The sequence below is a fragment of the Acidiferrobacter thiooxydans genome (assembly GCF_003333315.1).
In the GTDB taxonomy this organism is placed as follows: Bacteria; Pseudomonadota; Gammaproteobacteria; order Acidiferrobacterales; family Acidiferrobacteraceae; genus Acidiferrobacter; species Acidiferrobacter thiooxydans.
On sequence record NZ_PSYR01000002.1, the window covers coordinates 663,150 to 677,302 of the forward strand.

Annotated in this window: 12 protein-coding genes and 1 pseudogene; 7 read left to right on the plus strand and 6 right to left on the minus strand. The window is 62.0% G+C overall.

The window, feature by feature from the left end:
• Positions 1-196: 196 nt before the first annotated feature.
• The gene (locus C4900_RS10220) at positions 197-871 is read left to right on the plus strand and encodes a hypothetical protein (RefSeq protein WP_114283049.1); all 675 of its coding nucleotides are present in this window, start codon (positions 197-199) and stop codon (positions 869-871) included.
• Between the two features lie 529 nt (positions 872-1,400).
• On the plus strand, positions 1,401-1,763 hold the full coding sequence (locus C4900_RS10225) for a hypothetical protein (protein WP_065969609.1): 363 nt from the start codon (positions 1,401-1,403) through the stop codon (positions 1,761-1,763).
• On the opposite strand, the gene C4900_RS10230 is transcribed toward C4900_RS10225, so the two are convergent.
• The gene (locus tag C4900_RS10230; RefSeq protein WP_065969611.1) at positions 1,760-2,206 is read right to left on the minus strand and encodes a universal stress protein; all 447 of its coding nucleotides are present in this window, start codon (positions 2,204-2,206) and stop codon (positions 1,760-1,762) included. The genes C4900_RS10225 and C4900_RS10230 overlap by 4 nt on opposite strands.
• A gap of 752 nt (positions 2,207-2,958) precedes the next feature.
• Complete coding sequence (locus tag C4900_RS10235; protein ID WP_065969613.1) at positions 2,959-5,250, minus strand: plasma-membrane proton-efflux P-type ATPase; 2,292 nt, start codon at positions 5,248-5,250, stop codon at positions 2,959-2,961.
• Between the two features lie 347 nt (positions 5,251-5,597).
• On the opposite strand from C4900_RS10235, the gene C4900_RS10240 reads away from it, so the two are divergent.
• From C4900_RS10240 to C4900_RS17325, 5 genes and pseudogenes are all read left to right on the plus strand, one after another.
• The gene (locus tag C4900_RS10240; protein WP_065969614.1) at positions 5,598-5,795 is read left to right on the plus strand and encodes a hypothetical protein; all 198 of its coding nucleotides are present in this window, start codon (positions 5,598-5,600) and stop codon (positions 5,793-5,795) included.
• Positions 5,796-5,804: 9 nt separating this feature from the next.
• The gene (locus C4900_RS10245) at positions 5,805-6,008 is read left to right on the plus strand and encodes a hypothetical protein (RefSeq protein WP_065969615.1); all 204 of its coding nucleotides are present in this window, start codon (positions 5,805-5,807) and stop codon (positions 6,006-6,008) included.
• 1,647 nt (positions 6,009-7,655) lie between these two features.
• The gene (locus C4900_RS10250; protein ID WP_170132508.1) at positions 7,656-8,375 is read left to right on the plus strand and encodes a class I SAM-dependent methyltransferase; all 720 of its coding nucleotides are present in this window, start codon (positions 7,656-7,658) and stop codon (positions 8,373-8,375) included.
• A 455-nt stretch (positions 8,376-8,830) separates the two neighbouring features.
• Positions 8,831-9,013, plus strand: coding sequence for an HVO_A0114 family putative DNA-binding protein (locus C4900_RS10255; protein WP_065969618.1), 183 nt, complete (start codon positions 8,831-8,833; stop codon positions 9,011-9,013).
• 100 nt (positions 9,014-9,113) lie between these two features.
• Positions 9,114-9,350 (plus strand): annotated as a pseudogene (locus C4900_RS17325) (ribbon-helix-helix domain-containing protein); the annotation flags it as partial.
• A gap of 708 nt (positions 9,351-10,058) precedes the next feature.
• Here the strand turns inward: C4900_RS17325 and pgsA are convergent.
• The 4 genes from pgsA to nagZ are packed head-to-tail and all read right to left on the minus strand — an operon-like array spanning position 10,059 to position 14,153.
• Positions 10,059-10,652 carry a CDP-diacylglycerol--glycerol-3-phosphate 3-phosphatidyltransferase gene (gene pgsA, locus C4900_RS10270; protein ID WP_065969619.1) on the minus strand — a complete coding sequence of 198 codons (594 nt, stop codon included), beginning with the start codon at positions 10,650-10,652 and terminating at the stop codon, positions 10,059-10,061.
• Entirely contained in the window at positions 10,643-12,442 is a 1,800-nt protein-coding gene (gene uvrC, locus C4900_RS10275; RefSeq protein WP_065969621.1) for an excinuclease ABC subunit UvrC, read from the minus strand. The genes pgsA and uvrC overlap by 10 nt, the downstream gene beginning before the upstream one ends.
• Complete coding sequence (locus C4900_RS10280) at positions 12,439-13,125, minus strand: uracil-DNA glycosylase (RefSeq protein WP_114283052.1); 687 nt, start codon at positions 13,123-13,125, stop codon at positions 12,439-12,441. The genes uvrC and C4900_RS10280 overlap by 4 nt, the downstream gene beginning before the upstream one ends.
• Positions 13,122-14,153 carry a beta-N-acetylhexosaminidase gene (nagZ, locus tag C4900_RS10285; protein ID WP_065969623.1) on the minus strand — a complete coding sequence of 344 codons (1,032 nt, stop codon included), beginning with the start codon at positions 14,151-14,153 and terminating at the stop codon, positions 13,122-13,124. The genes C4900_RS10280 and nagZ overlap by 4 nt, the downstream gene beginning before the upstream one ends.

Below are 14,153 nucleotides of genomic sequence, written 5' to 3' on the forward strand. Positions count from 1 at the left end.
GCAATGCGACTGATACAATGTAATACAATTGCGCGCTTGACGACTGGTCTTGCGGTATGGGATTGTTCGCCGTGGACGGGTATCGGTCGGGTGTCCCTTCCCTCTTTGGGCGGCCTGCTGTGCACATGAGATGGAATCCGCACAAAAGGTAGTGGTCGATAATGAGTCTCGAGAGCATGCATATGGAGGGCTGCGTATGAAGCGTCGCGTTGCGGCTCTTGTGGTTCTGGTCTGTGCGCTATGGGGCTTGGCGTGGCAGCCTGCGCAGGCCTACGTCGGCATATCGGTCAATGTGGGCGCCCCGGGATTTGCGTTCTCGTTTGGCGAAAACCTGAATGTCTTCTATGCGCCCCGCTACAGCGCCTATGTGTATGCGGACAACGGTCTTTACTATCGCTGGGTCGATGACGGCTGGGTCTATTCGCGGGTGATCGTCGGCCCATGGTGGCCATTGGCGCCCACGGTATTCCTACCGCCTTTGCTCGCCTATGGTCCGCCGCCTCCGGTCGTGGCGTATCGCCCCTACTTCGTGTGGTGGCGCATGCGAGTCGCGCCCTGGTATGCGCGGGCCCACCCTGTCTGGTGGGCACGGCATCACCTGTTTCTTGCGCGATATGCACTGTGGCGGACACGCGTCATCCCCTTCTATCGGGCTCATCCGGGCATCCTCTGGCGTCGGCCTGTCGGCCGCATGATCTTTACGCATCGTTTTGTACGACGTCGGATGTGGCGCTACACGCTCCATCATCCCGCATTCGCGGCACGTCATCCCTTGCTACGGCAGCGGGCCATGCGATATGCCCGGTTTCATCGCGGCTTCATCCGTCGCAGGCCACTCATGCCGCCCCGTTACCGGCGCTTCCGCCGGTGAGGTTTCCATGGGCGGGGGCGTGGCGTTTGCCGACACGAGTTTGTGAGCCGCTCAAAGCGGCTAGAGGGGGTCGCTCACGCGGCCCCGGTTCTTAGGGCGACCTGACGGTGGCAATCCACGCCACAGGTTCATTAGGTCCGAACGCCGGTATTCTGGCTCCTGGTTTCTGAAGAACTTCCGGATCATGGCCTCATTCCAGCCGAACGTGGAAACGAAATACCCCTGGGCCCAGAGGCGCAATCCTCCGGGAATTCGTTTCCATTCCCCGTACACCCGGACCCGATGAATGGCGCCCTGGCCATTAACCCGTGCGTCACAGGGGTTGCCGCCTCCATTGATCGTTAATCTGGGGCGAGGTGAGAGAACGACGGCCGTGCTCAACCCGGCCGCCGCCCCCGAGAGCGCGGCGTGGACAAGGTGGCCCAGGAGTTGCGGGTAGGAGTGGCCACGCTGGAACGCTGGCGGGCTAAGGCCTTGGGAGCCCCGAGAACGGCGGACCTGGACGGCCACTGCCCGTCTGGAGGCCGTAATGGCCATCGCGGCTTTGGCCACCCCGGCCGAGGTCCGGGCCAGACCCGAGGAGACCCGCAAGGATCGGCGGCGCATCCAGGAACGCGAGCGCGAGATGCGGCGTAAGGACAAGGCCTTGGCCGAGACCGCCGCCTTATTGGTGCTCTCAAAAACCTCTCGGCGATACCCGAGAGGGCGCGGACGAACGATTCCGCTGAAGGATCGCCAAACTTTCGCCCAGAATATCCGACAAGCGCAGGCTGCGGGTGCTTGCCTGCACGCCGCCTGTGCGCTCGCCGGCATCGATAGCCGCGCCCTGCTGGGGCGAGGCTTAGGCCTCCGCACGGGGATCGGCGTCCAGAGGCTGTGCGCACGACGCTAGTGGCGGCTCGGGATTAAAAGGATGGGCATAATCGCCGCCCGCGTTACGCCCTCGGCCACGCTACCCAGGACCAGATGTTGTATACCGCGACGCCCATGAGTGCCCACCACGACCAAATCGGCCGACCAGCCCTTGGCCTCTTCCGCGATGACGGTGGCGATCCGTTGGGTCAAGTTCTCGGGTAGCGCGGTCTCAACCTCAAGTCCTGCCGCTATGACCTTGGCCCGCGCCTCGTCTATGACGTCCTGCCCGGCCTTGAACAAGATCTCCTCGAGCTGTGCATTGTCCATCATGCCGGCATCCGCCGTGATGAACGGAAATTTATCGATCACATGCACCAGCCGCAAACGCGCCGACTGTTCCTGGGCCAGCTTGATCGCCTCTTGCAGGGCCAGGGAAGAGGTGTGGCTACCATCGATAGCAACTAGTATCTTTTTGTACACAGGAATTCCTCGTTGTTATTTAAGTGACCCCCTGTGTCCCGAAAACGAAGATCCATACCAGCTTTTCGGGGCCGCAGTTCCCTAAAATCGGTCACCAAACTGCCCCGTACGATCCTTAAATTGGGTACGGACGAGCCGTATCGGACACCCCTCAACACCCTACGACTTTCGATCGCCCTCCCCTCGCCGCGACTATCTGCCGTGGCGTCGTTCGTAAACCGGCATCGCCGATAAAAGCATTCCCAATGACACGCTCAAACATCTTCCTTACCGCAATCCTAGTACACCCAAAATCCCATCAGTCGCCGACCGTTCGTGTGTGCCGCCTACCCAGCCGGATCTCGTACTCCTATCCATAGAATAGGCGGATCAAAAGATGTTTGCTTGATCTATATCTATTCGACATATCTTTGTCAACATGATCTGAAAAATTGGTTGGCCTGACCGCATTCATTGTGCGCATGGGCCGCGGTGCGGGTCTTGTGGCGCTACCAGCGTCGACCGTCTTATCGGCAATATCCCACGGGTGCCCGTCTGGTATTCATTGGCGACAGCGATCTTGCAGACTGCGCGAAACCTGAGCTCTCCCATATACCGCGCTCATGCGTCGCGCGATGGGGCGCGGCGGCCGCAATGGGCGCAACCATAGGGCCGGCACACCCCACTTGCCGTAACTTGCGTTGGTCAAGGTCCTACGCGCCCGTTAACGGGCTCTAACACGGGCTTAGCGGGTGGCTCTTCCTATGCGATCGTCATGAATCCGTTTTTGTGAGGTGTCGCAACAGCGGCACCTTGATTTGATCGAGCAGCAATGTATACAGGATCGTGGCTACAAGCAGCCACAAGGTGATGGTCAGAGGCAGCCGTGCCATAAGAAGGCCCTGTTGCGCCAGCACGCTGACTATGGCGATGTCGGCGATACCGGCCCAGAGAAGAAGCGCGCCTGGACGCGAGTGCCACAAATGGCCGCGCTCGCGAACCAAGAGGACGTTCGCAAGGCCGGAGAATACCAGCCCCAAAAAATCCAAGGTTTGCAGGGCGTGTAATGGCAGGCCCATGGCCCATCCGCTCAGGTACACGGCAAAAATATAGACAAGCCATGCTATGGCCACGACGAGGGAAGAGAAGATGAGCGCGCGGACATCCCATCGGTCCGGGGTCGGCGAGGGCCGCACGCGATCACTGGCCAGAGACATTGTAATAAAGTCGTTGGCGAACAGGAGCAAAAGAACGAGAAGTGGGGTGATCACGAAGCTCCGGAAAGCCAGCAGTCCCAGGCTCAGAAAAAGCGCGATTTGAAAAGTCTTGACGATCTTATTGAGGGTGTAGGTCAACAAGCGTTGATAGACGCGGCGGCCGGTTTCTATCGCGTCGACGACCCCGGAGAGCCCCGGCGTCGTCAGAACGAGGCTTGCCGCGGCCTTCGCGACGTCGGTGGCGCTCTCCACCGCGACCCCCACCTCCGCCTGCTTGAGGGCGGGCGCATCGTTCACGCCGTCACCGGTCATGCCGACGATCCTGCGGTGCCGTTGCAAACCCTGCACCAGATGAAACTTGTCTTCGGGAAAAACGCCGGCATAGACCGCGCAATCCTTGCCAGTATCCACGCGATCGCAGATGGTGCCGGTCAAGCCCAGCGTCTGCGCGACGGTCTTCGCGGTGGCGACGTTATCGCCGGTCACCATCCGCACCCGCACCCCGAAATCGTGCAGGGCCTGCAAGACCCCCGGCGCGTCGGCGCGGATAGGGTCCGCCAGGGCCAGCAGCCCGAGAAAACGCGGCGCCCCCGTGGGGCCCGCTGCCACCGCCAGGACCCGTGCCCCCTGGGTCGCCAGTTCCGCGGCGATAGGCTCCCAGCCGGCCGCCTGGGTCAACTCGGCAATGACTTGGGGCGCCCCTTTCATGGCCTGCCACCGCCCTCCGCCGGCCTCAAAGGACGCCTCGGAACGTTTTGTGGCCGGGTCGAATGGCGTAAAGCTTGTACGTTGGGGTATCGCCGCATTGTTCGTGTGGGCGGCAGCCAGGATGGTCAGGTCGATAGGGTCTTGGGTGGCATCGTCGCTGGCCACGGCAGCCATGGATAAGAGCTGGGCCTGCGTCGTTTCACCCATAGGGCGGGCTGCCACCAGACTGAGCTGGTTTTGGGTCAGTGTGCCGGTCTTATCGCTGCAAAGGTCGCTCATCGCGGCCGCTTCCTCGATGGCCGCCAGGCGCGTCACGAGCACGCCGCGCTGCGCGAGCCCAAGGGAGGCCATGGCCGTCGCGAGGGTAAAGGTCGCCGGAAGGGCTACGGGCACCGAGGCCACAAATAGAATAAGGGCAAAGGGCAGGATTTCGGCCAGGGGCATATGTGTGACGGTGGCATAGACCAAGATGGCCACCACCAGAAAGCCGTCCATGATCACGAGGTAGCGGACGATCGCCAGCACGAGTTCCTCCAAATGGCTCTTGGAGCCCGCGCCGCGAACCAGCTCGGCTGTCTTGCCGAAATAACTGCGCGCGCCTGTCGCCGTTATCGTTCCGCTGGCTTCGCCACGCCGAACGACGGAGGCCGAGTAGACAGCCGCTGCCGCGCTGCGCTCGACCGGTATGGATTCACCCGTGAGCGCGGACTGGTCGACCAAGATCTGCCCATCCGTCAGGGTCATATCGGCCGGCACGATATCGCCGATACGCACATGGACCAGGTCGCCCGGCACGAGGTCACGGGCCGCGATGCTACGCCACTGCCCATCGCGAAAGACGCGTGCCATGATATGAAGGCGTCTTTTCAGCGCATCGAGGGCGCCCTGGGCCTTATGTTCTTGGCGAAAGCCCAGGATGGCGTTGAACACGAGCAGCAAGCCGATGATGATGGCCTCCGGCCACTTTCCAAGAACGAGTTCGAGAATCAGGGTGATCTCCAGCATCCACGGCACCGGATCCCAGAATTTTTTCAGGAATAGCACCCATGTGCGCGGCTTTATCTCGATAACGGAATTGGGTCCGTACTGCGCCAAGCGCCGTTGCGCCTCTTCGGTGCTCAGGCCCATATCAGCACTCATAACCCCCCCTCGTTCACGCTACCCTATTCCGCGACAATGCTGCGGCTAATAACCATGGGTCGCGTTGACGATTCGTCAACGGAGCGTATGGCCCTATTATCGGCCACGCCGTCTCGTAAAGACATGATCAGGCGCAAGCCCGGATCGTGCCGGTTTAGGGACGCTAAGGATGGGCTCATGCGGTGGATGCGCGATTCGACGATACGGCGGCGCCGGTCTGTCGTACAGGCCGGGACAAAGGTCTGTGCAGGTGCCGGAGAACTTCCGGTCGATGGATGAGTCTATCTATGCAAACGTCGATGTGCGACGGATTGTGCGGTAAAACGGTCTCATACTAAGGAGTGATCATGGAAATTCTTGAGAAGTCGGCATCCCGGGTCGTGCTCAAGTTCGACAAGGCTGAACTGGAGGGTTTCAGCGATCCTGTTATAAAAAACGCGGAGACCTTTGCCAGTGCGACCCTTGATATGGCCAATTTGCTAAAAGAGCAGGCCTATCGCATGAAAAACCATTTCGTACAGCCCCCGCACGCTTTCGGGGATTGAGGGGGACGTATGCACGTTAGAACGGAGGGATCGGATTTTGTCGTATTGGACGTCAGCCTCAAAGAGGCCGGTCGTATCGCCGCCGACATTCTCTCTCAGGAGGCAATTGCCGGGGACAAGGCGCTTGCCGTGGCCCGCAAACTCCGGGAGGCAGGGTTCTATCTGCAACCTGCCGTCTCCGGACGGTCGGAGTGGGCAGGTCCGGTTGAGTAAACGGGGTAACGACGAGGTCTGACTGGCCCGGATGGTCCCCGCGATGTGGGGCGCATTCTTTTTGGCGCCAAGGGCAACCTGTCGGTTAGCGGTGCCGTCAGGCTGCCGCCCCGGCCGGTTTGCGATGCGCGCGCCGCAACAGTCGGCCCACTTCGCTAAAAGGGCCTAGTCGACGCATGCGCTCCCCCGTCGCTACATCGCTTTTGTGATGGTAGCGGCGTTTCTCTGTTCACGGTGAGATTTGCTGGGTTTCTGCGTCTTCTGCGTGACACCGTTTCGGATAGCATGACTTACGCTGGACTCCTCAGGCGTGGATCCGGACCGCTCCAGCCCTAGTGCTCACCGGCCTTCTGCCGAAATATCCCGCAGCGCTTCCTCTCCTTGGGCTGATATCCACCGGAGAGCCGCAACCGCACACCCCGCCGCGCGATAACCTGCCCCATGTTGTGATCGGCGCTGCCGTGATGCCCGCAGGCCTCTAGACAACCGGATTGTGATTCCGGTCGTCGGCGTGGATGGGCCCGCGCCCGGCGCATGTCTGTGAGGCCTGATAAGGGGTGTTCGTGATCCAGCGTGTACCGGTCATCGACCGGCTCGCCCGCGCGGTCCGTGACGGGCCATGGGGACATTCTGCTGCGCTGCATCCTAAGGCGATCCCCTGCCCGGCGATGCCCTCCGCAGGACAGGCCGCCTGGGTGCGTAAGGTCAGCAAAAGAGAGGGCTATCATGGCGCGACTGGGACATGTCGCCGGCGGCCGCACGCGCCGGTTCGCGCCGCCCTGCCCCCGAAAAGGGCTTGGCCCTGTAACGGCCCTGCCCTGGGCCTGAGTCTATCCGGCCACAGCGGCCTTAAAGGGCTTCCTATGGTCTCAGGGCCGTGACGCCGGTCTGATAGGAAGGGGGTCTGTAAGGCACTGGGGCTATAAAGGCCTCGGGCGCATGTTCGCTTTCTTGATGGCAGCTGTCACAAAATCCGGTGACGACGGGCTACTGAAACACGGGGAGTCCAGGCATAAAGTGCAGGCTTCGAACTGGGGCGATCATCGGCCCAGTTGCCATGGATGCCTGGACATGGAAACCGGTGCCGCCGTAGACGGACCCGCGATTCACGAAGCGCAGGGGCTGCAGAGGCCGCGCGGGATTCTCCACAATCGCACGCACAACCTGCCGCGACCGATGACAAGATGCCGGGGTCAGATCCCGGTCCATAGGCCTGACGGCGGACTCCATTCATTCCATCATCGTATAGGCTACCGCCATCGCCAAACGACACAGCAAGATTACTGTCGTGCGCCAAAGATCCGCCCCTGATATTTTTTCAACACACAGAGATCACGCGAGACCTTGACGTGTCTTGGGCGAATAGGCGTCTCTCTGGTCATAATCCCCTGCGGACCACTGGTCGTGCGGCCTATGGCTACCCTTTGCGTTTAACCCTATGTTTTTGGCGGCCTGCAGGTGGCTGTCCGGCCCATGTCTATCCTGGCCACGGTCGGCATGACCCGCGATTTTGGCAAGGTGTCGTCGAATTGCCATCCGCTTAGGCTATCCTTATGTCAAAGCGGTGAGATAGCTAATCAGGCGACCCGGCGGGCTGATCGCGTTTTTATGGTTTTGGTAAGCAACCTCACGAAAAAGGATATGTATATGGTCCCGGAGCATTTCGACCTTCACAATGAACCATGGCTTGACGAGCGGACGCGTCGGCGCCTCGCTGGGGCGGGCCAGGGCATTGATGTCGCAAGCCAACGCGCGGATGATCTGGACGAGCGCTGCCTCGCCTTTCTCGATGCACGGTTTGCGCAAAACCCCACGACCCGCCCCTCCGCTTTGGATCTGGCCTGCGGAAGAGGCGGACAGACATTACGCATGGTGGCCTGCGGCGCCCTAGTTACCGCTGTAGACCGACATGACCACGGCGCGGACATCCAACGCGCCTTAAGCGGACGCCCCATTCCACGGCCACCACACTTCATCCAGGCGGACTTCCGGGCCTTACCCAAGACCCTGCCTGATGCGCCCTACGATGCCATTATCTGTCAGCGAGCCATTCATTACCTGCGCTACGCCGAGGCGATTGCGGCCGTGCGCGCCTGGACGCATTACCTCAAACCGGGCGGCCGGGTGTTTCTTTCAGCCTCGGGATTGAACTCGGAATTGGGGCACCGATATCCTCATAGGGACCGGCCGGTCGCGGAACGCTATGCCTACTTGGCGTCGGACATTGCACACCGGCATGCCATCCAGCAACCCGTGTGCCTCTACGAGGCCATGGACCTCGTAGATCTTTTGCATGCCGCCGAGCTTGGGGTCGCCGACATCTTCCTGTCTCCTTTTGGCAATGTCAAAGCCATGGGCTTCATCTAAGAGGGGCGGCCCACTCGCTTTTGAATGGAGTCCCCCTATTGCGACCCATTGCGTCTATCGGACATGCCTGTCCGCATTCTTGGCCTACAGATGCGCCCAAGCCGTCCTTATGCCGTCTGCTCTTTTGCGCATGCCATGGTTTCGCATAATGGTCGTTGGACGCAATCACATCATCATGACGTCCCCATTCTTCAATTGTGCCACCCTCAATAACCATTATTTTCAGTGTGGGACTCATGGGGTTTGGTACCAGAATTCGCGTTCCCCAATGAGACGGCCCGCAGAGTGGTCGAAATCTCCTACAAGCCCACTGGATCGAGTGCACTTCCGACACCAATTGCCGAATGTCGGTTTACCTGCCAGCGGGTGATCCAGGGCTATACCTCTTTACATAGAGAATTTCTGTTCGCGGGCATCGATCTCTTGATAGAAGACTTCGTCGCGGAGGCGGAACGATGGAACAGCGTACACTGATTGTTACCGTGCAACCGGACTGGCGGGGGCGCGACGTGAGGCGCGTACAGGAAGATGTGACGGCGCTTGCGGATCTCGGGCTCCTGGAACGGACCGACCGCGGCGGAGTTGTGTGCCCGTTTGCCGACATTCATGTCGACATGGACTTACGTGAGGTGGTTTGATCCGCACATAGCCAGTCTGCGGCTTTGGGGGCCACAACAGGGTCGCGTCAAACGTCGTCCTTGATCGGAGCGCGTTCCCCTCATTCGCCCGAGTTCCCGCATGCGAACGACTCAACAGATCAGCATCACTCTACCCAAGGAAATGGCCGACGCGGTGAAGGACAAGGTGCGCTCGGGTGAGTACGCCACCGAAAGCGAGCTCATCCGGGACGGCCTGCGGGCGCTACTCGCACGTGACCAAGTCGTGGAGAAGTGGCTGCGCGACACTGTGGTGCCAGCAGCGGAGGCGTTGCGAGCGGGCCCGGGCAGGCCCTTACTGCAGACCAGTGCGCGAGCATTTGGTGAAACGCAGGAAGGTGGTCGCCAAGACCCGGACATAAGCTACACGATCCCGTTTTCTCCCGCAGCCCGCGACCAGCTTGCAGAACTCGAGGATTACATCAGCAAGATCGCTTCGCCAGTCGTTACGTCGATGCCATTATCACGTATTGCGAAGCGCCACGTTCCCGATGCGTGGCCGCGGGCGTGACGACCTTCTAGCGGGCTTGCGCATCACAAACTACCGTCGTCGTGCTGTGATTGCGTTCCTCGTAGACACCGAGGCGCGGATTGTGTCGATCATCGGCGCCTACTACGGGGGCCGAGACTATGAAACGATCCTTTGGGGTAACTCCGAAGACGATCTGGCATCTTAGATGATTGCTGGTGGCGGCTCGCCTCAAAGGCCTTCCTGATTTGCGGCCTGTTGTGTCATGAGACACCCAACTGCGCGTTATAGAAGAGCGCGCGAATATCCATCCCTTTCGGGGGCTGGGGGTGAGAGCGTCGCCGCCGGGTGGACGGCTATGTTCCCAGGCACTGCGCACGGTATCGACGGATGACCCTCACGGAAACCGCGCCCGCCGTCCCCAGGCTATACGCCTGCGTCCAGGGCGGATCCCGGCCACAGAGAGGCGCTTGCGCTTCGGGAACTCCCGCCGCTTGCGGGAGGTGTAGCCCTTAAGGCCAACGGCCCTTGCAATCAACAAGGGCGTAAAACATTTCTCTACCGACTCTCGCCCTCCCCTCTCGTCAGTTCCGGCCACGCCGCCTTCAGATAGACGCCCATCGACCAGAGCGTGAGCAGGGCTGCAATATAAAGAAGGAGTTCGCCGGCCCGGAACGCCGAGACACCTATGACCGGCCGCTCGTAGAGCAATAGCAGGATCGCCACCATCTGCACGCCGGTCTTGAACTTGCCCACCACCGACACCGCGACACTCTTGCGCTTACCCACCTCCGCCATCCACTCGCGCAATGCCGAGACTGCGATCTCGCGACCGATGATGACCAACACCACGACGGAAAAGAGCGAGGTGCTGAGCAGTGGTGGATGCAATTTGGGATTGGCCACGATCATGATGAGCGCCGTGGCTACCATGAGTTTGTCCGCCACCGGATCGAGAAACGCCCCGAACGCCGACGACTGGTTCCATCGCCGCGCGAGATACCCATCCAGCCAGTCCGTGAGGGCCGCCAGCAAAAAGAATCCCGCGGTCCCGACATTGGCCCATGAGACCGGAAGGAAATACACGAGCACGAACACCGGAATGAGTGCGATCCGGAGTAGCGTCAGGATATTGGGTGCGTTCAGGGGCACGGTTCGCCTTTGGCATGAAAGATGTCGTAGATGCGCCGCGCCAGTCCCTTGCTGATGCCTGGGAGTCTCTCGAGATCGGCGAGTTCGGCCTGCGCCACGAAACGTGCGCCGCCCAAGGCCTTGATCAGGGTCTGGCGGCGCTTTGGCCCGACCCCGGGGATGGTGTCGAGTTCCGACACGAGCCGCGCCTTGGCGCGCCGCGCGCGGTGCCCAGTTATGGCGAACCGGTGGGCCTCATCGCGCACGGACGCCAGAAACACCAAGGCTGCGGGCGCGTGATCGAGAGTGAAAGGCTCGGCGCGCCCCGGTTCATGGAACTCTTCATCCCCGAATCGGCGCTCCGGCCCCTTGGCGATACCGAGCACGCGCGCCTGCCGTCCGAGCGCCCGCAAGGCCTCTTCGGCACGAGCCACCTGGCCCGCACCGCCGTCGATCAACACGAGATCGGGCAGCGGGGCCTTGGCGTAACGGCGCGCGACCGCCTGACCGATGGCCGCATAATCGTCACCAGCGCCCACGCCTTCGATATGAAAACGCCGATAGTCGCTCTTGATCGGCCCATCCGGACCGAACACCACGCACGAGGCTACAGGCAGCTCCCCTTGCGTATGGCTGATGTCGAAACACTCGACGCGCGTGGCTGCCGCCAGCCCAAGGGCCGCGATCATCGCCGCCCAGCGCGCACTGTGGCCGGCGCGCTCCGCCTGCCGACGGCGCAGGGCATCGGCGGCATTGGTCTTCGCCAAGGCCACCCATCGCCGGGGAATCCCGCGCGCGGGTACCGCGATCGTCACCGCATGCCCGGAGTCGGCACACAGGGCCTGGGCGATCCACTCGCGTCCCGGAACCGGGGTGCCGATATAAATATGCGTGGGCGGCGATTGCCCGAGATAATACTGCGGGAGAAACGCGGCCAGCGCCTCCCCGGCGGACATGGCCTCGGGGACACGCGGAAACAGCGTCTTGCACCCGAGCTGTCGCCCCCCGCGTATCGCCAGGATCGCGACCACCAGCACACCCCTGTCCTCGGCCACCGCCAGGACATCGGCATCACCCTTGTCGTTATCGACGTACTGGCGCTCCTGCGCGGCAGCCAAAAGCGCTACGCGGTCGCGTAGCCGCGCCGCCTGTTCGAAATCGAGCCGTGCGGCAGCCTCCGTCATCTGCCGCTTGAGGTCACCAAGCAGGGTCTTGTTGCGGCCCTCGAGAAACCACAGCGTGTGCAGAACATCCTGCGCATAACTTTCTTTGTCCACGAACCCCACGCACGGGCCTGAGCATCGATGAATCTGGTACTGCAGACAGGGGCGCGTGCGATTGCGGAATACGGAATCCTCGCACTGGCGGACCGGAAACACCCGCTGGAGGAGATTCAAGGTCTCGCGCACGGCCGTGGCGCTGGGATAGGGCCCGAAATACCGCCCGGGCTCGCGGCGCGCCCCGCGATGGAACCCCAGCCGGGGGAAGTCCGACGCCCCGCCCAAAAAGATCATGGGATAGCTTTTATCGTCTCGTAACAATACGTTATAGCGAGGTCTTAAAGTTTTTATGAGGTTATTTTCGAGCAACAGGGCCTCGGTCTCGGTATGCGTCACCGTGACCTCGATATGATGCACGGCGGCCATGAGCGAGGCGATCCGTGGGCTCTTCGCGGGCCTAAGGTAGCTGCTCACGCGCTTGCGTAGGCTCACGGCCTTGCCGACATAGAGCACCACCCCGCCCTCGTCTAGCATGCGATAGACCCCAGGGCAGTCCCCCAAACCCCGCACCAACTCGCGTAGATCACTCATGACACCTCGCGCACAGCGGCCGTAAAGACCTCCTCGAACATGGTCGCGGTCAGACGCCGTGTCTGCGTGTTATAGCGGCTGCAGTGATAAGAGTCCCACACGATCCGGCCCGCCACCTCATGACGCGCGCCGTGCGCGAAGCGGTGGCGCGCAAGCGGTGTGCCGAAGGCCCGCAGCACGGCCTCGTGGGCGATGCGGCCCAGGGCCATGATAACGCCACCCTCGGGTAACGCGGCAAGCTCCGCATTGAGATAGGGCGCGCAGGTTCGGATCTCTTCGGCAGTCGGGCGATTGGCCGGGGGCACGCATTTCACGGCATTAGTGATACGCGCGCCGGTCAGCGCCAGCCCATCGCCGACTGCCAGCGATTGCGCACGGTTGGCAAGCCCCAGGCGATGGAGGGTCTCATAGAGCAGGATGCCTGCGTAGTCGCCGGTAAACGGCCGGCCGGTGGCGTTGGCGCCATGGAGTCCCGGGGCCAGTCCCACGATCACGAGACGCGCGGACGCATCGCCGAACGCCGGCACCGGCCGGCAGCGATACTCCGGGTAGCGACCCTTGATCTCATCGCGAAACGTCGCGAGCCTGGGACACCGTCGGCAGCGCGACAGTGCCGTCGTCTGCGCCGGTGTGTCGGACAGAGCCGACTTCGGCGATACTCGAGGCCTCGCCCTCCCACTCATGGCGATTCGCTAAATAATGACTGTAAGAGCTGGCGAGATGCGCGATAGTCGGCGCTGGCGGGGAGTTCCTCTGCGGTCCACGCCGGACGCCCGTGCAGGCGTGTTATACGCGCCTGCGACAAGGGATTGACGTAGCCAGAGAGCGCCCCGAACAGGCCATCGAGACCGTCGGGGTCGTTGCAGGCGAGCACGACATCGCACCCCGCGGCCAGGGCCTTGCGGGCACGCGCACCGAGATCGCCGGCCCCATGGGCCCCCGCCATACTGAGATCGTCGCTGAAGATCGCTCCGCTAAAGCGCTGCGCCTTGCGCAATACCTCTTGCAGCCACACGCGCGAGAAACCGGCAGGCTGGGCATCCACCCGCGGATACAAGACGTGCGCGGGCATGATCGCCGCCAGCACCGTCGGACACAGGCGCGCGAACGGGATGAGATCGGCATTCTTCAACGCTGACAGCGGGCGCTCGTCAATTGGTAGCTCAGTATGCGAATCCCCCATCACCCCACCGTGGCCGGGAAAGTGCTTGCCACAGGCCGCCATCCCGGCCTGGGTCATGCCCAGCACATATTGCCGGGCAAGCTCGGTCACCACCAGCGGGTCTTCGGCAAACGCCCGATCACCGATCACGGTGCTTACGCCGTGCCCGAGATCGAGCACCGGCGCGAAGCTCATATCCACGCCATGGGCCAGCAGTTCGGCGGCCATAACATAACCGGCCGCATGGGCCAATTTGCGCCCGCGCGCACGATCGAGCGCATGGATCTCGCCGATGCGCGCGCCCGACGGAAGGTCTGTGAATCCCGCGCGGAAACGCTGGATACGTCCGCCTTCGTGATCGACTGTGATGATGAGCGGGGGATCGCGCAGGGCGTGGATCTCGGCGGTTAGCGCGCGCAATTGCGCCGGGCTCTCGTAATTCCGGCTAAAGAGAATCACGCCCCCGACCAGCGGGTGGCGCAGCCGCGCGCGCTCCTGCGGCGATAGCGTGGTTCCCACCAAATCCATCATGACCGGACCTAGGGACAT

Bases quoted from the DNA above. Each gene is read 5' to 3' on its own strand.
- C4900_RS10245 (WP_065969615.1), top strand. From the start codon at position 5,805: ATGCACGTTAGAACGGAGGGATCGGATTTTGTCGTATTGGACGTCAGC.
- C4900_RS10240 (WP_065969614.1), top strand. From the start codon at position 5,598: ATGGAAATTCTTGAGAAGTCGGCATCCCGGGTCGTGCTCAAGTTCGAC.
- C4900_RS10255 (WP_065969618.1), top strand. From the start codon at position 8,831: ATGGAACAGCGTACACTGATTGTTACCGTGCAACCGGACTGGCGGGGG.
- C4900_RS10235 (WP_065969613.1), bottom strand. From the start codon at position 5,250: ATGAGTGCTGATATGGGCCTGAGCACCGAAGAGGCGCAACGGCGCTTG.
- C4900_RS10220 (WP_114283049.1), top strand. From the start codon at position 197: ATGAAGCGTCGCGTTGCGGCTCTTGTGGTTCTGGTCTGTGCGCTATGG.
- uvrC (WP_065969621.1), bottom strand. From the start codon at position 12,442: ATGAGTGATCTACGCGAGTTGGTGCGGGGTTTGGGGGACTGCCCTGGG.
- C4900_RS10225 (WP_065969609.1), top strand. From the start codon at position 1,401: ATGGCCATCGCGGCTTTGGCCACCCCGGCCGAGGTCCGGGCCAGACCC.
- nagZ (WP_065969623.1), bottom strand. From the start codon at position 14,153: ATGTCCCTAGGTCCGGTCATGATGGATTTGGTGGGAACCACGCTATCG.
- C4900_RS10250 (WP_170132508.1), top strand. From the start codon at position 7,656: ATGGTCCCGGAGCATTTCGACCTTCACAATGAACCATGGCTTGACGAG.
- C4900_RS10280 (WP_114283052.1), bottom strand. From the start codon at position 13,125: ATGAGTGGGAGGGCGAGGCCTCGAGTATCGCCGAAGTCGGCTCTGTCC.